Source organism: Vulcanithermus mediatlanticus, assembly GCF_055385885.1.
The window spans coordinates 1599270-1616400 of the sequence record NZ_AP042385.1 but is presented as its reverse complement, the minus strand read 5'-3'; the positions used below and the strand labels follow the sequence as shown (position 1 = coordinate 1616400).

Annotated in this window: 16 protein-coding genes; 3 read left to right on the top strand and 13 right to left on the bottom strand. The window is 64.2% G+C overall.

The annotated features are described in order from the left end of the window. Positions 1-8: 8 nt before the first annotated feature. Genes ACZ5BT_RS09310 through rpsL form a run of 8 tightly spaced genes read right to left on the bottom strand, consistent with a single transcriptional unit; the run spans position 9 to position 6028 of the window. The gene (locus ACZ5BT_RS09310) at positions 9-299 is read right to left on the bottom strand and encodes a 50S ribosomal protein L23 (protein ID WP_464884315.1); all 291 of its coding nucleotides are present in this window, start codon (positions 297-299) and stop codon (positions 9-11) included. Continuing rightward, the gene (gene rplD / locus ACZ5BT_RS09305; protein WP_464884314.1) at positions 296-919 is read right to left on the bottom strand and encodes a 50S ribosomal protein L4; all 624 of its coding nucleotides are present in this window, start codon (positions 917-919) and stop codon (positions 296-298) included. The genes ACZ5BT_RS09310 and rplD overlap by 4 nt, the downstream gene beginning before the upstream one ends. Further along, positions 919-1542: a 50S ribosomal protein L3 gene (gene rplC / locus ACZ5BT_RS09300; protein WP_464884313.1), complete on the bottom strand. Its 624-nt coding sequence runs from the start codon at positions 1540-1542 to the stop codon at positions 919-921. The genes rplD and rplC overlap by 1 nt, the downstream gene beginning before the upstream one ends. Then, positions 1539-1856 carry a 30S ribosomal protein S10 gene (gene rpsJ / locus ACZ5BT_RS09295; protein ID WP_464884312.1) on the bottom strand — a complete coding sequence of 106 codons (318 nt, stop codon included), beginning with the start codon at positions 1854-1856 and terminating at the stop codon, positions 1539-1541. The genes rplC and rpsJ overlap by 4 nt, the downstream gene beginning before the upstream one ends. Positions 1857-1864: 8 nt before the next feature. Next, entirely contained in the window at positions 1865-3082 is a 1218-nt protein-coding gene (gene tuf, locus ACZ5BT_RS09290) for an elongation factor Tu (RefSeq protein ID WP_464884311.1), read from the bottom strand. 10 nt (positions 3083-3092) lie between these two features. After that, the gene (gene fusA, locus ACZ5BT_RS09285; RefSeq protein WP_464884310.1) at positions 3093-5177 is read right to left on the bottom strand and encodes an elongation factor G; all 2085 of its coding nucleotides are present in this window, start codon (positions 5175-5177) and stop codon (positions 3093-3095) included. 2 nt (positions 5178-5179) lie between these two features. Continuing rightward, the gene (gene rpsG / locus ACZ5BT_RS09280; RefSeq protein ID WP_464884309.1) at positions 5180-5650 is read right to left on the bottom strand and encodes a 30S ribosomal protein S7; all 471 of its coding nucleotides are present in this window, start codon (positions 5648-5650) and stop codon (positions 5180-5182) included. 3 nt (positions 5651-5653) lie between these two features. Continuing rightward, complete coding sequence (gene rpsL / locus ACZ5BT_RS09275) at positions 5654-6028, bottom strand: 30S ribosomal protein S12 (RefSeq protein WP_464884308.1); 375 nt, start codon at positions 6026-6028, stop codon at positions 5654-5656. A 372-nt stretch (positions 6029-6400) separates the two neighbouring features. Here rpsL and ACZ5BT_RS09270 point away from each other — a divergent pair, with 372 nt between their 5' ends. Together ACZ5BT_RS09270 and ACZ5BT_RS09265 are read left to right on the top strand one after the other, a co-directional pair. Continuing rightward, positions 6401-7393 carry a TAXI family TRAP transporter solute-binding subunit gene (locus ACZ5BT_RS09270; RefSeq protein ID WP_464884307.1) on the top strand — a complete coding sequence of 331 codons (993 nt, stop codon included), beginning with the start codon at positions 6401-6403 and terminating at the stop codon, positions 7391-7393. An 83-nt stretch (positions 7394-7476) separates the two neighbouring features. Continuing rightward, the gene (locus ACZ5BT_RS09265) at positions 7477-9915 is read left to right on the top strand and encodes a TRAP transporter permease (RefSeq protein WP_464884306.1); all 2439 of its coding nucleotides are present in this window, start codon (positions 7477-7479) and stop codon (positions 9913-9915) included. Between the two features lie 70 nt (positions 9916-9985). Here the strand turns inward: ACZ5BT_RS09265 and ACZ5BT_RS09260 are convergent, their stop codons facing one another. Both ACZ5BT_RS09260 and ACZ5BT_RS09255 read right to left on the bottom strand, forming a co-directional pair. Beyond that, positions 9986-11164 carry a zinc-dependent alcohol dehydrogenase gene (locus tag ACZ5BT_RS09260; protein ID WP_464884305.1) on the bottom strand — a complete coding sequence of 393 codons (1179 nt, stop codon included), beginning with the start codon at positions 11162-11164 and terminating at the stop codon, positions 9986-9988. 11 nt (positions 11165-11175) lie between these two features. Next, positions 11176-12252, bottom strand: a complete 1077-nt coding sequence (locus tag ACZ5BT_RS09255) for a class II aldolase/adducin family protein (RefSeq protein ID WP_464884304.1) — start codon at positions 12250-12252, stop codon at positions 11176-11178. 75 nt (positions 12253-12327) lie between these two features. Here ACZ5BT_RS09255 and ACZ5BT_RS09250 point away from each other — a divergent pair, with 75 nt between their 5' ends. Beyond that, positions 12328-12939 carry a VOC family protein gene (locus ACZ5BT_RS09250; protein ID WP_464884303.1) on the top strand — a complete coding sequence of 204 codons (612 nt, stop codon included), beginning with the start codon at positions 12328-12330 and terminating at the stop codon, positions 12937-12939. Here the strand turns inward: ACZ5BT_RS09250 and mltG are convergent. The 3 genes from mltG to alaS are packed head-to-tail and all read right to left on the bottom strand — an operon-like array spanning position 12914 to position 17040. Next, positions 12914-13930 (bottom strand): endolytic transglycosylase MltG, encoded by a 1017-nt coding sequence (gene mltG / locus ACZ5BT_RS09245; protein WP_464884302.1) that lies wholly within the window; start codon positions 13928-13930, stop codon positions 12914-12916. The two genes, ACZ5BT_RS09250 and mltG, sit on opposite strands and share 26 nt — an antisense overlap. Beyond that, positions 13923-14336: a Holliday junction resolvase RuvX gene (gene ruvX / locus ACZ5BT_RS09240; protein WP_464884301.1), complete on the bottom strand. Its 414-nt coding sequence runs from the start codon at positions 14334-14336 to the stop codon at positions 13923-13925. Before ruvX ends, mltG begins: the two co-directional genes overlap by 8 nt. A 7-nt stretch (positions 14337-14343) precedes the next feature. Continuing rightward, complete coding sequence (gene alaS / locus ACZ5BT_RS09235; protein ID WP_464884300.1) at positions 14344-17040, bottom strand: alanine--tRNA ligase; 2697 nt, start codon at positions 17038-17040, stop codon at positions 14344-14346. Between the last annotated feature and the right edge of the window lie 91 nt (positions 17041-17131).

Here is a 17131-nt window from a genome sequence, read left to right as displayed (position 1 = left end):
CCTCACTCCTAAATCAGCCCTTCCAGGGCCTCGATCTTCTGGCCGGGGGCCACGGTCACCACGGCCTTCTTGCGGTCGGGCCGCTTGCCCTCATAACGCCCCAGGCGCTTTTTCTTACCCCGGACATTCATGAGGTTGACCTTGACCACATCGACCTTAAACGCTGCCTCGACGGCGTTTTTAACCTCGGTCTTGGTGGCGTCTTTGTGGACCCAGAAGGTGTACTTGCCCGCCTGATAGCCCTGATAGGCCTTTTCCGAAAGCACCGGCTCGAGGATGACGTCGTACGGAGTCTTCACGCCTCACCTCCGACACCCGCCCGCGAAAGGGCTAACTGGAAGGCAGGTTCGTCCATCACCAGGCGCTCGTGACGGAGAATGTCGTAGACGTTGATGCCTTCCGGTTCGAGGACGCTCACCCAGGGCAAGTTGCGGGCTGCGCGGCGAACGAGCTCGTTTTCGGTCACGAGCAGCACCCGCTCGCTGCCATCGAACCCGTTGGCCTTGGCCCAGGCCAAGAACGACTTGGTCTTGCCCTGAACCCCGTCGAAAGACTCAACAACGGTGAGCTTGCCGTTGCGGGCCCGGTCGCCAAGGGCCATCGCCAGCCCTTTGCGGCGCACCTTCTTCGGCAGGGTGTAGCTGTAATTGCGGGGCTTGGGCCCGAAGGCGACACCGCCGCGGACGAAGATCGGAGCGCCGCGGTCGCCGTGGCGAGCCCGGCCGAGGCCCTTTTGTGGCCAGATTTTCTTGCCGGAAAAGCTCACCTCGCCCCGGGTCTTGGTGCTCGCGGTCCCCGCCCGACGCTTGGCCAACTGCCAGCGCACCACCTCCCACAGGATGTGGACGTTGACCTCTTCAGGAAGGCCAACCTCACGCGTCTGGCGGCCCTCTTTGGTGATCACTTCGACCGCGGGCATCACTTCACCCCCCGCTTCGTGGTCTCGCGCACGATCACCAACCCGCCGTTGGGCCCCGGGATCGCGCCCTTGACCAGGATCAGGTTCTCATCGGGAATCACGTCGACGACCTCGAGGTTCTGGATGGTCACGCGTTCGGCGCCGTAGTGACCGGCCATCTTCTTCCCCTTGTAAACGCGTCCGGGGGTCTTACGGTTCCCGATCGAACCCGGGTGCCGGTGAATCTTGTGGGCGCCGTGCGAGTCCGGTCCGCCGGCGAAGTTCCAGCGCTTCATCACGCCGGCAAAGCCGCGACCTTTGGAGGTACCGGTGACATCCACACGTTCACCGGGCTGGAAAATGGCCACCGTGACCACGTCTTCTTCGGGGTTAAAATCGCGGATCTCCCTGAGGTAACGGACCGGCTCCACCCCCGCGCGCTTGAAGTGGCCGCGCATGGGTCGGTTGACCTTTTTCTCCTTGACCGGCAGGTACCCGAGCTGTACGGCCAGGTAACCGTCCTTTTCAGGCGTCCGGCGTTGCACCACCGGGCATGGCCCCGCGTGGATCACGGTCACCGGGACCGCGCGATCGCCGCGCCAGATCTGGGTCATCCCGACCTTGGTGCCGAGAATCCCCTTCACTTGCCACCTCCCACGGTTTTGATCTCGATTTCGACGCCGGTGGGAAGATCGAGCGCCATCAGGCTCTCGATGGTCTTCTTGTTGGGGTCGATGATGTCCACCAGGCGGTTGTGGGTCCGAATTTCAAAGTGCTCGCGCGAGTCCTTGTGCTTAAACGGGCCACGGAGCACGGCGAAACGGCGGACCCTCGTCGGCAGGGGCACGGGACCGGAAACCCGGGCGCCGGTTCGACGCGCGGTTTCAACGATCTTACGCGCCGAGGCATCCAGGCTTTTGTGGTCGAAGCCCCTGAGCTTGATGCGAATCCTAGGCATGCCTCACCTCACTCCAAGATCTTGGTGACGACGCCAGCCCCAACGGTGCGGCCGCCCTCGCGAATGGCAAAGCGCAACCCCTCCTCAAGCGCAATCGGCTTGATCAGCTCCACCGTGAAGCTCACGTTGTCACCAGGCATCACCATCTCAACACCCTCGGGCAAGGTCACCACACCCGTCACGTCCGTCGTCCGAAAGTAAAACTGCGGACGATACCCCGTGAAAAACCCCGTGTGGCGACCCCCCTCCTCCTTCTTCAAGATGTACACCTGCGCCTCAAACTTGGTGTGCGGCGTAATGCTCCCAGGCTTCGCCAAAACCTGGCCCCGCTCAACCTCGTCCCGGGCAATGCCCCGAAGCAGCGCCCCAATGTTGTCACCCGCAATCGCTTCCTTCAAAACCTTCCGGTGCATCTCAAGCCCGGTCACCACCGTCTTCTGCGTGGGCCGCAAACCAACGATCTCAACCTCCTCGCCAACCGTCAGCTTCCCGCGCTCCACACGACCCGTGGCAACCGTCCCGCGACCAGTGATCGTAAACACGTCCTCCACCGGCATCAAAAATGGCTTGTCAATGTCCCGCTCAGGCTCGGGAATGTACTCGTCCAAAGCGTCCAAAAGCTCCCAAATCTTGTCAACCCACTCGTTCTCGCCACGCTTGGTGTTCGGGTTCTCGTGCAACGCCTCCAACGCCTTCAGCGCCGAACCCCGAATCACCGGCACATCGTCCCCAGGAAACTCGTACTGGTTCAAAAGGTCCCGCACTTCCATCTCGACGAGCTCCAAAAGCTCCTCGTCGTCCACCATGTCAATCTTGTTCATGAACACCACAATGTACGGAACCCCAACCTGACGCGCCAAAAGAATGTGCTCACGGGTCTGCGGCATCGGACCGTCAGCCGCCGAAACTACAAGAATCGCCCCGTCCATCTGCGCCGCACCCGTGATCATGTTCTTCACATAGTCCGCGTGCCCCGGACAGTCCACGTGGCTGTAGTGCCTTTTTGCCGTCTCGTACTCCACGTGCGCCGTGTTGATCGTAATCCCGCGAGCCTTCTCCTCCGGCGCCTTGTCAATCTGGTCGTAGTCCGCAATCTCAACGTTCGGGTTCTCCGCCGCCGCCGCAAACGTGATCGCAGCCGTAAGCGTCGTCTTCCCGTGGTCAACGTGCCCAATCGTCCCTACGTTCACGTGCGGCTTCGTGCGCTGAAATTCCTCCTTGGCCATGGCCCTCACCTCACCCTTTCATGAGCTTTTCTTGAATTTGTTTGGGAACCTCTGCGTAGTGATCGAAGAACATGACGAACGAAGCCCTACCCTGGGTCTTCGAGCGCAGGTCGGTGGCGTAACCGAACATCTCGGAAAGCGGCACGTAGGCCCTCACGATCTGAGCGTTGCCCCGGGGTTCCATGCCGAGGATGTGCCCGCGCCGCGAGTTCAGATCCCCGATGACGTCGCCGAGGTACTCCTCGGGGGTCACCACCTCGACCTTCATGATCGGCTCGAGGATCGCCGGGGCACCCTTCTTGACCGCCTCCTTGATCGCCATCGAACCGGCGATCTTGAAGGCCATCTCCGAAGAGTCAACCTCGTGGTAACTCCCGTCGTAGAGGGTCACCTTCAGGTCGACCACCGGGAAACCGATGAGCGGCCCCGACTGCATGGCCTCTTCGATGCCTTTTTGCACCGCGGGGATGTAGTCTTTGGGCACCACACCACCGACGATGGCGTTGACGAACTCAAAGCCACTGCCCCTGGGGAGCGGCTCGGCCTTGATCTTGACGTGACCGTACTGGCCACGCCCGCCGGTCTGACGGATGAACTTGCCCTCGGCGTCGACGGGGACGGTAATGGTCTCGCGGTAGGCCACCTGAGGCTTGCCAACGTTGGCTTCGACCTTGAACTCGCGCTTCAAGCGGTCGACGATGATCTCGAGATGCAGCTCGCCCATCCCCGAGATGATGGTCTGGCCCGAATCGGGGTCGGTATGGACGCGGAAGGTGGGGTCTTCCTCGGAAAGGCGCTGCAGCGCCATGGCGAGCTTTTCCTGGTCGGCCTTGGATTTGGGCTCGATCGCTACGTCGATCACGGGCTCGGGGATATCGATGGACTCGAGGATGACCGGATCATCCTTCTCGCCCACCAGGGTGTCCCCGGTAATGGTGTCCTTAAGCCCCACCACCGCGCCGAGGTCACCGGCCTGGAGCTCTTCAACCTCCTCGCGGTGGTTGGCGTGCATGCGCAAGAGACGCCCGATGCGCTCCTTCTTGCCCTTGGTGGCGTTGTAGACGTAGGAGCCGGCCCGCATGGTGCCCGAGTAGATGCGCACAAAGGTCAAACGGCCCACGTAGGGGTCGGCCATGATCTTGAAGGCCAGCGCCGCGAGCGGCCCCTCGGGATCGGGATGGCGCTCGACCTCGCCGCCTTCGGGGGTGTGCCCTTTAATGGGGGGAACATCGAGCGGCGAGGGGAGGTAGTCGACCACCGCGTCGAGGAGGAGCTGAACGCCTTTGTTTTTCAGCGCTGAACCCAGGAAGACGGGGGTGATGTCCAGGGAAAGGGTGCCGCGACGAATCGCCTGCTTGATCTCGTCCTCGCTGACCTCCTCGCCCTCGAGGTACTTCATCATGATGTTCTCGTCGAAGTCGGCGGCGGTCTCGATCAGCTTCTCGTGCCATTCCTCAGCTTGCTCGCGGAATTCCTCGGGGATATCGCCCTCCCGAATATCGGTCCCCAGGTCGTTGCCGTAGGTGATGGCACGCATCCGGACCAAATCGATGATGCCGGCGAAGGAATCTTCCTGCCCCATCGGCAGCTGCATCAACACCGGCCGCGCACCGAGGCGATCGCGCATCGAGTTGACCACCAGCCAGATATCGGCCCCGGTCTTGTCCATCTTGTTGGCGAAGGCGATGCGGGGCACACGGTATTTATCGGCCTGGCGCCACACCGTTTCCGATTGGGGCTCGACCCCCTGCGAAGCGTCGAAGACCGCCACCGCGCCGTCGAGAACCCGCATCGAACGCTCGACCTCGATGGTGAAGTCCACGTGACCCGGGGTGTCGATGATGTTGATGCGGTGTTCCTTCCAGAAGGCGGTGGTCACCGCGGCGGTGATGGTGATGCCCCGCTCGCGCTCCTGCTCCATGAAGTCCATGGTGGCCGCGCCCTCGTGGACTTCACCGATCTTGTGAATCCGCCCGGTGTAAAAGAGGATACGCTCGGTGGTGGTCGTCTTGCCGGCGTCGATGTGAGCGGCAATCCCGATATTTCGGGTCTTCTTGAGATCGAACTTGGTGTAGTCGAACGTCTTGCTCGCCATACTCACCACCGGTAATGGGCGTAGGCTCGGTTGGCCTCGGCCATGCGCTCGACTTCCTCGCGCTTTTTCACCGCACCGCCCTTGCCCTCGGCCGCGTCGATCAACTCGGCGGCAACGCGCTCGGCGGCGGTACGCTCGGGGCGGTTATTGGCGGCGATCACCAGCCAGCGCAAAGCCAGCGACTGCTGGCGGCGCGGGCTCACCTCGACCGGGACCTGGTAGTTGGAGCCGCCCACGCGCCTCGAGCGGGTCTCCATACGGGGCTTGACGTTCTCCACCGCCGCCTTAAACACCTTGAGGGGTTCCTGACCGGTACGCTCCTGGATGATGCGGCAAGCATCGTAGAAGATTCTCGCGGCGAGGTTCTTCTTGCCGTCGCGCATCAGCCTGTTGATGAAGGCGGTGACCACCACGTCCCCGTAGACCAAGTCGGGTGGCAGCTTCCGGATTTCAGCTCTTCTTCTGCGTGCCATGGCTTACTCCTTGGGTCGCTTGGTGCCGTATTTCGAGCGGCTCTTCTTGCGGCCCTCAACCCCAGCGGCGTCGTAAACGCCACGAACGATGTGGTAGCGCACGCCTGGGAGGTCCTTCACACGACCGCCACGCACCAAAACCACCGAGTGCTCCTGCAGGTTGTGCCCCTCGCCGGGGATATAGGCGGTAACCTCATACCCAGAGGTCAAACGCACCTTGGCCACCTTTCGGAGCGCCGAGTTCGGCTTCTTGGGGGTCACCGTACGAACGACGGTGCACACACCCCGACGAAACGGGCTCCCCTTCAGGGCCGGAACCTTCCCCTTCTTGGGCTTGACCTTACGGCCGTTTCGTACAAGCTGGTTAATCGTCGGCAAAGCACCACTCCCTTCCTTGTGTCGCCCCCGTCTTTCAAAGACCCTTCGGGACTCGAAAGCCCAAGCCCCGATTTTAACCGCCTCCTTTCGTCCCGTAAAGGGGCCTTCGCGGAGGCGGCCCTAGCCCAGGACCAGGGACACCCTGGGCCAACCCAAGCTTTCTAAGTATAGTCTTTGCCAGAGCCTATGTGCAAGATACGGGCCCGGGCGGCACTGGCCAAACACCCGCGTTTTCGGCCCATACCAGCTGGGAAGATGGTGGGTATCACAATCCGTATGAGAGTTTATGCACAAAATCTCACATTCTCTTGACAAACGAAGGGGCGAACGTTATCGTAAACAGCGGAAAAACGCTTTCAGGAGGTGGGAATTATGAAGAGGAAAAGCCTGTTTCTGGTTGCACTTTTGGCGCTGGCCCTGAGCAGCGGTGGCCTTGCCGCCAAGGTGTTCATCACCATCGGTTCCGGTTCGATGACCGGCGTCTACTACCCGGTCTCGAGCGGCATCGCCAAGATGATCAATACCTACCTGGCCAAGGACGGCATCCGCGCCAACGCCCGGTCGACCGGCGGCTCGGCCTTCAACGTTAAGGCCATCGCGAACGGTCAGCTCCAAGCCGCGCTGGCGCAAAACGACGTGACTTACTTCGCTTACAACGGGCTGACCCAGACCTTCGAGGGCCGTCCGGTGAAGGCCATCCGCGGCATTGGGACCCTCTACCCCGAGTTCCTGCACATCCTGGCCCGCCCCGGCTCGGGCATCAAAACCTTGGCCGACCTCAAGGGCAAGAAGGTCTACGTCGGTGACATCGGCTCCGGCGTGGAACAGACCACCAAGCGCGTCTTCGAGGCCGCGGGGTTGACCTTCGGCGACCTGGCCCAGGCGGTCCGCGGCAAGGCCGGCCAGGCTGTAGAACTCCTTCAGGACGGCAAGATCGACGCCATGTTCTACGTGGTGGGTGCTGGCTCGGCCGCCATGCAGCAGGCGACCGAGATCGCCAAGGCCTACTTCGTCCCCCTCCCCCTCGACATCATCCAAAAGCTCATCAACAAGTACCCCTACTACACCCAGGTCATCATCCCCGCCGGCACCTACAAAGGTCAGGACCTCTCGGTCCCCACGGTGGGCGTGAAGGCGACCTTCATCATCTCGAAGGACATCCCCGACGAGGTGGTGTACAAGATCGCCAAGCTTCTCTTCGTGGATAAGGTCGACGAGTTCAAGGCCATCCACCCGGCCCTCGGCACCTTCTTCAGCGTCAAGAAGGCGCTCGACGGCCTGACGATCCCGCTCCACCCCGGGGCCGCGAAGCTCTACAACGAGCTTGGCATCGAAATCCCCGACCTCGCCAAGCCGGTCAAGTAACGCCCCAGCGTGGCAGACTTCTCGGGAAAGCCTGGTCTTCGTGGCCAGGCTTTCCTTTAAACTTCTTGGGAAAGGAGGAGGCCGTGTCCGAAGAACATCCCCGTGATCCAAACGACAAGGCACCGAACATCGACGCCGAGCAGTTGATGATGGAAGTCGAGTACGGGGGGCGAAATCCCATCGCCTGGCAAAAGACGATGATCTTCGTGGTCGCCGTCGCCTGGTCGATCTTCCAGCTCTACGCCTCCTGGCTCGGCAAGATCGACGCCATGACCCTGCGGGCCATCCACCTGGCGTTCGCCTTCGCCATCAGCTTCCTCGCCTATCCTTCCAAGAATGCCCGACGCGACGTCTGGCTCTTCCTTATCGGGCTGGGCTATGCCGCCTATTTCCTGATCGGCAACCGCGTCTCTCTCGGCGCGTTCCAGGCCGGTGAATACACGGTGAGCCTCAATCTGGTGGCCATCCTTGCCGTCACCGTTGCCGCCGGTCTCCTCCTCACCCGGCGCGTCAACATCAAAGGCCCGTCCGAGAAAATTCCAGCCTATGACTGGCTGATCCTGATCGCCGGACTCGCGGGCACGCTGGCCATTCCCATCTTCCTCCAGCAGATCGTCGTCTATCAGGGGGGCGTCCCCACCACCCGGGATATCGTGCTCGGAACGCTCACCCTCTTCATTCTCACCGTGGCCGGGCTGCGGGTCGTGGGCCCGGCGCTGATGATCATCGCCTGGGTGATGATCTTCTACGCCATGACCGGCCCGGCAGGGGTGTTCAAGATCGAGCTGCCGGACGTTTTGTACCTCCATAACGGCGCGACCTGGGATAACATCATCCAGCAGCTCTACCTCACCGACCAGGGTTTTTGGGGCGTCCCGCTCGGGGTCTCGGCGACGTTCGTCTACCTCTTCGTCCTCTTTGGCACCCTGCTCGATAAGGCGGGGGCGGGGAAGTTCCTCGTCGACCTGGCCTACGCGGGGCTCGGCGCCTACCGGGGCGGGCCGGCGAAGGCGGCGGTGATCGCAAGCATGCTCACCGGCATCATCTCGGGTTCTTCCATCGCCAACGTGGTCACCACCGGGACCTTCACCATCCCCCTTATGAAGCGGGTCGGCTATCCCCCCGAAAAGGCCGGCGCCACCGAGGTCGCCTCCTCGGTGAACGGGCAGCTCATGCCGCCGGTGATGGGTGCTGCTGCCTTTATCATGGCCGACTTTTTGCAAATTCCCTATTCTAAGCTCATCATCTACGCCTTCGTGCCGGCGATCCTCACCTATTTCGGGCTGTTTTTGGTGGTCCACCTCGAGGCCATCAAACTCGGCCTCAAAGGGCTCCCGAGGCACGAGCTCCCGCCCTTCCGGGCGACCCTCCTGGGTGGGCTGCACTACCTGATGCCCATCGTCTGGCTGCTCTACGAGCTGGTGGTTCTCCAACACACGCCTTCCCGCTCGGCCCTCAATGCCATGTTCCTGCTCATCGCGCTGATGTTTTACCAGTACGCGCTGCCGGGGCGCATCGCCTTGCTCCTCGCCTCGACCGCCACCTTCTTCCTGACCGCCTTCTTCTACCTGGCGGGGGTACCGGGGCTCGAGCACGTCACCCTCGAGCTCACCAAGGGGGTGTTCCTCGAGTTCAAGAATCTTGACGTGATGTACACCTCGATCCTGGTCCTCTTCATCGGGATCGTTGCCGTCGGTCTTTTCGGCAAGCGCTGGGGACCGGGGCTGAAATCGAGTCTGAGCGGGTTTGGCCGGGACCTCCTCGAGGGCCTCGAGGCTGCGGGGCGCAACATGAGCACCATCGCCGTGGCCACCGCGGCGGCGGGAATCATCGTGGGCATGGTGGCCATCACCAACGTGGGCTACGGTCTCACCCAGATCGTCGAATCGCTCTCGGGCGGCCAGCTCGTCCCCGCGCTCTTCATCGCCATGCTGGCCTCGCTCCTCCTGGGTCTGGGGCTCCCCACCACCGCCAACTACATCGTGATGGCCTCGCTGGTCGCCCCCGTACTGGAATACATGACCCAGCAGCACGGCCTGGATGTCCCCCTGGTTGCGATTCACCTCTTCGTGTTCTACTTCGGCATCCTGGCCGACGACACGCCACCGGTGGGTCTCGCCGCGTATGCCGCCGCGGCGATCGCCCGTTCGGACCCGGTGCGAACCGGCATCCAGGGCTTCGCCTACGACATGCGCACCGCGCTGCTGCCCTACGTCTTTATCTTCTACCCCCAGCTGCTGCTCTTAAACCTCAAGAGCCCCTGGGAAGGGCTCTGGGTCGTCCTCACCGGCTTTTTGGGCATGGCCGCGTTCGTTATCGGGAACCAGGGCTACTTCCTGACCTACATGCGCGGCATCATCGGCTGGGCCGCCCGCATCGCCATGATGGTCGCCGGCTACCTCCTGCTCACCGCGAACCTGAAAAACGACGCCATCGGCGCCATCACCGTCGTGGCGGTGCTGCTCTGGCAGATCTGGAGGACCAAGCGGGAGCAGCCAGCGACCGCCGGGGCCACGGCCTGAGCGAGCGCGGATTTCTCTAGGGTTTGAAAAGGCACCCCGCCGCGGCGCTGGCTGCGGCGGGGCGATCTTCTTACGCCGGCTGAGGGGCCGGAACGGCCACCTGAACGCGCGACCTCAAAGCGGTGAAGACCACCTTTACCGCCCGTTTTTTGACCGCCGAACGCAAGGCCTCGGGCCAGGCCTCGAGCACGTAAGCCCGGCCAACCATCCGCTCAACCCCGACCAGGGCGGGGAGCATGGTCACCGCGTCGGCGAAGTCGGCGTTCGAGTAGGTATAGCTCCCGACCCAGGTGAGCTCGGAAAACCAGTGGGGGGAGAAGTCGTGCCTGACCTCACCCGCAGCCCCGAGCAACAGAACGAGGCCGCCCTCAACGGCGGCCCAGGCCGCCTCGTCCAAACTTCTGGCGGTTCCCGCGGCTTCCACCACCGCCTCAAAGCCGCCCCGGTAAACGCTCCGGCCCAAAAGGGGGCGGTAGCTCCGGGCCGGTGCACGCTCAAGGGCCGCTTCGCTGCTCGAGAACACCTCGTCCGCCCCCAACGCCCTCGCCAGATCGGCCTGCGACGCCCGGCGTGCCACCGCCACCGCCTTGCCGGTGAACCCGAGCTCGCGCAGCACCCGGAGCGCCAAAAGCCCGATCGTTCCCGCACCGATAACGAGGAGATTGGTGGGCCACTGGTACCGCCCCTCACGCAAAAACGCCCGCCGCACACCCCTGAGCGCGACCGCCAAAGGCTCGGCCAGGACCGCGCGCACGTCGGGGACAGCGGGATGCACCTCGTAGAGCCGCTCCGACCGGGCCACGATCCACTCACCCCACCCCCCGGGGAAGTCACGGTTGTAGCCGAGCATTCCGGCTGCGATCTCGCCTTCGGCGACGTTCTGGCAAAGACCGTCTTCCCCTCGTTCGCAGGCAGGGCAGGCGGGAAGCCCCCGCTCGTGGCAGGCGAGGAGGGGATTCACCGCCACCCTCGTCCCTCCCACCTCGGCAAGGATCTCGTGCCCCAACACCGCCGGAAAGGAGAAAAAAGGCGAGAGCCGGGGCGAATTCTTGCCAAAGAGCAATCCTAGATCGGAGCCGCACACGCCAGAAAGCCGCACCCGGGCCCGGACCCACCCCGGCGGCGGCTCGGGGTCGGGCAGGTCCACGAGTCTCAGGGGCAGGGCCTCCACCGGGAAACGCTTCCCCAAAAACCTGGCCCCCAGAAAACGGGGAATGCTTGGATGGTACTGCAACGCCCGCGTGGGCACCACCTCCCCGATCAGCTCATGGGGACCTGACGCACGAGCTTGCCATCGATTCTGGAGAGGATATCCTCGATCGAACGGCCGGTGATGGTGAGCCCGTGATTTTTGAGCCCGACCACCGCCCTCGAGGGATCCGGAGCCTCCCTGATCTTTTCCGCCACCGCTTCCGCGAGCTGGTAGGTCCCACACGGGTAGTTGAAGGGGGTCGAGGGCACCCCCGCCATCCAGGCGTGAACGTGAATGATGGCACCGACGTCGGGGTGTTCCCGGTAGATCATCCAGTGCTCGATCGCATCCACGCTCACCCGGCGGGGAGTGATGTTGGGCGGGACCTGCAGGATCATAGCGTTCTTCTCGGGATCGTAGTCCTTCACCATGAGGATGTCGCGACCGATCTCGCGGAGATTCGACTTATCGACCCCAGATGCGCTCATCCAAAAGCGGTGCGAATCCTTGCGGACCGAAAGGTTCCCGTAGGAAAGGCCACCGATCCCGTAAAGCCGCTTGACGTGCCGCAAATCCTCGGGCGGCAGGATCTCCTCGATGGGGAAGGGTGCGGGAAGCAGATCCCATTCGGCGAGTTTCCGCCCCGCGCGGGCCAGCTCCGCCGTGAGCGCGTCCCCCTCCCAAAGCTCCGGCTCGAGGTCGGGCTCGAAAATATTATCGATCACCAGGACGCTGCAGGCGATCGGGTTGATGCGCGCGTACACACGGTCGAAGAAACTCGGACCCTCGGGCTCGACGTAGTGACCGAGCTCGAGCGTCAGGAAATGCGCCCCCTCGCCCGGGGTGTAAGCCACCATCATGTTGGAAAGCGCCCGCACCAGGTAGGGGTAGAGGGTCTTGATCGGATCCTCGGGCATTCGCATCAAGGCCATCACGCTTACAACGAAGGTGGCCTTGGCCCGCCTGCGATAGGGCTTTGGGTGTTCAGGGTCGATGAAGTTGATGACCAGGCGGGGGGATTCATGCTGGGGGTCAAAGGCGTAGCCATTTTGCAAAAAAACCGCCTTGATTCCTTCGGCGAAGCCCTTGAGCTCCGGGGGGATCTCTCCGTGGAAAGCAAAGACCGCGGCGTCCGTCCGCTCCATAACACCTCCTCACGCTAGCACCCCCAGTCTATCAACCCCTGGCCAAGGCGGCGTCTCGCGGCGATAATGATCCACGTGCGACCGCTCGGGGCCAGAATCGCATCGGCCACACCCCAAAACCTGGTGCCGTTTTACGAAACCGTCGGGTTTGCCCTGATCGAGGCCAGGCCAGAGCGAATCCGGATGGCCGACGCCGGCGGAGCCGAAGTCTGGCTCGAGACCGCCAGGGAGGTTCCGGGTGCGGTCCTTGTGTGGCCCGGCGAGGTAAGGGTTTTCTACGACCTCGAGGGCAACCTACACCGGTCCGCCAGCCAGCCAACCCCGACCGACATCCGGGGCCGGGCCCGTCTCCACGCCGTCCTCTACGGCGTGGTCGACCTGGTCGAAAGCGGAGCCTGGTACGAGGCCCACCTTGGCCTCGCCCAGCGCTTTTACGACGAGGCCTCGGACTGGCTCGAGCTCGGCCCCGACGGAGGGGTGGGGGTCGCGCTCACCTTCCTGGCCAGCGATGAACGGCGGGGTGTCCTGCTCCTGATCGCCCCCGACGTTCGCGACGAAGTCGAACGCCTGCAAAAAGCCGGCTTCCCCCCCATCTGGACCCGACGCACCGCCTGGGGTCGGCTCGCCGCCTGGGCTGACCCCGAGGGCAACCCCCTGGTCATCATCGACCGTAGCGGTAGCGGTTGAGATCGCGGAGGTGGCCCTGAAAGGTCTCGTTGAGGTAGAGCTTGCCCCTGGCGTGGAAGAAATAGAGGTAGGGGCGGCCCCGGGGTGAGGTGCGTTTCGGCGAGAGCACGGCGGAAAGCGCCGCCTCGCCCGGGTTGTTGATCGGGCCCGGGGGAAGGCCGGGGTGTCGGTAGGTGTTGTAGGGGGAGTCGACGTCGAAGTCTCCCGCGCTCCGGTCGAGTTCGGGCAGGCGTTTGCCAAGGGCGTAGGCCACCGTGGGATCGGATTGCAAGGGCATACCCCGCGCCAGACGGTTGAGGAAGACCCCCGCGATCCATGGCATCTCCGAGGCATTGCCTGCCTCGGCCTGCACCAGCGAGGCCAGGGTGACCCAGGCGTGGACATCGAGCCCCATGGCCGCGAGCTTTTCCCGGCGGGCGTCCGTCAGTTCCCGCTCGAAGCGCGTAAGCATTGCCCGCACCAGTTGCTCGGGGGATGCGTCGGCGGGAAAATCGTAGGTGTCGGGGAAGAGGTAGCCCTCAAGTCCCGCAGCCCGGTCGTAGCCCGGCTTCAGGCCCGGCGGCGGGAAACGCACCAGGGTCAAAAACCCATCGCCGTCAAACCCCTTCTCCCGCAGCGCCGCCGCCTGGTCGACCGCCCGCCACCCTTCGACGAAGGTGACCCGGATCATCACCGGCTTCAACGCCGGCGAGACGAGCTGCTCTAAAACGGCGATCGTACCGTCGCCCTTGAGGCGAAACACCCCGCTCGGGAGCGCTGACGCACGTCCCGACACCCGCGCCAGCCAGGCGAAGGCCCTGCCGTCCCGCACCACACCGGCTTGGGCCAGCAGCTCGCCCACCGTACTCGCCCCGGCGCCCCTGGGAATCCGCACGATCGCCGATCGACCCGTGGGGCCGATGCGGTCGTAGACGCCAAGCGCCAGCACCAGGACGGCCAGGGCCACGAGGACGAGCACCCGAGCGCGAACGAACCCCGCCGCCCTAAGCATTTCGCTCCAGGTAGGCCTCGAGGATCAGCACCGCGCTCATCTCGTCAAGGCGTCCCTTCTCCCGCCGCTTGCGTTTGGAGAGCCCCCGCAACCTGAGCTGGGCCAGCCGGGTGGTAAAACGCTCGTCCTCGTAGACGACCAGGATCCCCCGGGCCCGCAGGGCCTCCCCCAACGCACGCACCCGCTCGACCTCGGGGCCGGCCTCGCCGCCGGTTCGCAGGGGCAAACCCACCACCACCCGTTCCACCCCCTCCTCGGCGAACCAGGCCATGAGGCGCTCCACGTCCTCGCCGAGCGAGCGCCGGACCAGGTAACCGCGGCCGAAGGCAAGGGGGCGGCCGAGCTCGCCGACCGCCCGGCCGATCCGAACCTCACCCACGTCGAGCGCCGCGACCTTCTCCCCCACGCTCACCTCAATCGCCAGCGGCCGGTACCCCCGCCAGCAGCTCGGGGAAGGCTTTCAGGGCGCGCTGAAGGTCGAAGCCACCGCCCTGGGCCATGGCCGCCCGGCCACCCCCTTTGCCGCCGCTATGCTTGGCCAGCCCCTTTAAGAGCTCTCCGGCCGAGAGCCCCCGCGCCTGGGCCTCACGGCTCACCTTGAGCACCACGAAACCCTCCGACGCCACCAGCACCGCATCGGCCCCGCTCCGATCGGCGAGTTCATCGGCGGCGCGGCGGAGCGCCGAGGGATCGAGGCCGGAAAACGTCGCCACGGCGTAACGCCAGGGGCCTGCCTCCCGGACCGAGGCCCCGGCGCCGAGCTGCGCCCTGGCCAGTTCGAGCTTTAAGCGCTCGATCTCCCGGGCCTGGCCCTTGAGCTCGGCCTCCATGCGCGCCACCCGGTCCTCGAGGCGTTCGGGCGTCACGCCCAACCGGCGGGCAAGCCGACCCAGCTCGGAAAAGCGCGACCGCACCTCCCGCACCGCGACCTCACCGGCGAGGGCCTCGATGCGGCGAACCCCGGCCGAAACCGACTCCTCGGATCGGATGAAGAAATAACCGATCTCTCCCGTCCGCCGCACGTGGCACCCGCCGCAGAGCTCCATGCTGCGAACCTCACCCTCAACGAGACCGGCGCTGGGCGCTGCGCCCTCAACCCTGACCACGCGAACCACATCCCCGTATTTCTCGCCAAAAAGGGCCATGGCGCCCATCTTCCGCGCCGCCTCCAGCGGCATGAACTCCCAGCGCACCGCGAAGTCGGCCTGGATCCAGCGGTTGACGAGCAGCTCGATCTTGGCCAGTTCCTCGTCGCTCAGGGGTTCGGGATGGGTGAAGTCAAAGCGCAACCGGTCGGGGGCCACCAGGCTTCCCGCCTGCCGCACGTGTGGCCCGAGCACGGCCCGGAGCGCGGCGTGCAGGAGGTGGGTCGCCGTGTGGTGGCGCTCGGTGGAACGGCGACGGGGATCCACCTTGGCCCGGACCTCACTGCCCACCTCGAGCTGTCCCTTGGTGACCAGCACGTGGTGCAGGTAAAGCCCCTGCGGGCTCTTGGTCGTGGTCTCGACCTTAGCCTCACCCCCCGGCCATTCCAAAACACCGAAGTCCCCGATCTGCCCGCCGCCTTCTGCGTAAAACGGGGTCCTCGAGAGCACGACCACGCCTTTTTCCCCTTCCCTCAGGGATTTGATGGCCTCCTCACCCTGCAGGATCAAGAGGACGCGCCCCGAATCCTCAAGCGTCGCGTAGCCGGTGAATTCGGTCGTGCCGTGGGTCTCGGCGATCTCATCCAGCGCCTCGGCGTTCTTACCGAAGATCTCATCGGCAAAGGCAGCCGCGCTTCTCGCGCGTTCCTGCTGTGCCCGCATCGCCCGGGCAAAGCCCTCGCGGTCGACCTCGACGCCCCGCTCCGCCGCGATCTCGAGCGTCAGGTCGAGGGGAAAGCCGTAGGTGTCGTAGAGCTTAAACGCCTCTTCACCCGAGAGCACCGCCCCTTCGGGCAGGGATCGAAGCAGCGCCTCGAGCCGCTCGATGCCGGCCTCGAGGGTGGCAAAAAAGCGTTCTTCCTCGAGGCGAATGGCTTTTTCGATTGCCAAGAGCCCTTCCCGCATCTCGGGATAAAAATCGCCCAGGAGATCGGCCACCGTGGCCGCCAGGCGATGCATGAAGGGCTCGCGGAGGCCGAGCAAGTAGCCGTGGCGGACGGCCCGGCGCAAAAGACGCCGGATCACGTAGCCCCGGCCAGTGTTGCTGAAAACCGCGCCATCGGCCAGCGCCGCGACCACGGCGCGGATGTGATCGGCGATGACCCGGTGACTCACCGAAGCCTGGCCCCGGTAGGGAACGCCGCTCCACTCCGCCACCCGGTCGATCAGGGGCTTGAAGGTGTCGGTGGCGTAAAAGTCCTCGACATCCTGCATGATCGCCGCCACTCGATACAGCCCCATCCCGGTGTCGATGTTCTTTTGCGGCAGCGGCTCGAGCACCCCCTTGCCCGGAACCGGGCCCGAGCGGTTGTACTGGGTGAAGACGAGGTTCCAGATCTCGACGAAGCGATCGCCGGAACCGGTGTTGGGGCCGGTCTCGTCCGCCGACCCAAACCCCGGACCCCGGTCATAAAAGATCTCACTGCAGGGGCCACAGGGGCCGTTGGGGCCCTCCGAAATGGCGCTGGCCGGCCAGAAGTTCTCCGCCTCGCCAAAGCGGAGAATCCTTTCCTCGGGGACGCCAACCACATCGCGCCAGATCGCGTAGGCCTCGTCGTCGTCCTCGAACACCGTCACCCACAGGCGCTCGGCATCGAGCCCCAGCCAGCGGGCATCGGTCAGGAACTCCCAGGCCCACTCGATCGCTTCGCGCTTGAAGTAATCGCCGAAGGAGAAGTTGCCGAGCATCTCGAAGTAGGTATTGTGCCTGGCGGTCCGGCCGACGTTTTCGATGTCGCCGACCCGGAGACACTCCTGACAGGTGGTGACCCGTGGCCACTCGCCCTCATGCCCCGGGAAGACGGGCCTTGCCCCCATGAAATAAGGCTTGAGCGGGGCCATGCCGGCGCTGGTAAAGAGCAAGCTGGGGTCATCCTCGGGTATCAACGAGAACGAGGGCAGGACCAGGTGCCCCTTTTCCTTGAAGAAGTCGAGGAATTTCTGGCGAATCTCCGCGGTGGTCATCGCTCGAATTATAGCGGCAAGTCACGGGGCTCGCCGCACGAGAGTGCGGGCTTTTCAACATCAAGCTCACCTCGGCCGCGGTTAAGCTGGG

What these genes read in the sequence shown, in the direction of transcription:
- alaS (WP_464884300.1), bottom strand. Translation starts at nt 17,040, where the DNA reads ATGACCACCGCGGAGATTCGCCAGAAATTCCTCGACTTCTTCAAGGAA.
- fusA (WP_464884310.1), bottom strand. Translation starts at nt 5,177, where the DNA reads ATGGCGAGCAAGACGTTCGACTACACCAAGTTCGATCTCAAGAAGACC.
- rplD (WP_464884314.1), bottom strand. Translation starts at nt 919, where the DNA reads ATGCCCGCGGTCGAAGTGATCACCAAAGAGGGCCGCCAGACGCGTGAG.
- ACZ5BT_RS09270 (WP_464884307.1), top strand. Translation starts at nt 6,401, where the DNA reads ATGAAGAGGAAAAGCCTGTTTCTGGTTGCACTTTTGGCGCTGGCCCTG.
- rpsJ (WP_464884312.1), bottom strand. Translation starts at nt 1,856, where the DNA reads ATGCCTAGGATTCGCATCAAGCTCAGGGGCTTCGACCACAAAAGCCTG.
- ACZ5BT_RS09255 (WP_464884304.1), bottom strand. Translation starts at nt 12,252, where the DNA reads ATGGAGCGGACGGACGCCGCGGTCTTTGCTTTCCACGGAGAGATCCCC.
- mltG (WP_464884302.1), bottom strand. Translation starts at nt 13,930, where the DNA reads ATGCTTAGGGCGGCGGGGTTCGTTCGCGCTCGGGTGCTCGTCCTCGTG.
- rpsG (WP_464884309.1), bottom strand. Translation starts at nt 5,650, where the DNA reads ATGGCACGCAGAAGAAGAGCTGAAATCCGGAAGCTGCCACCCGACTTG.
- tuf (WP_464884311.1), bottom strand. Translation starts at nt 3,082, where the DNA reads ATGGCCAAGGAGGAATTTCAGCGCACGAAGCCGCACGTGAACGTAGGG.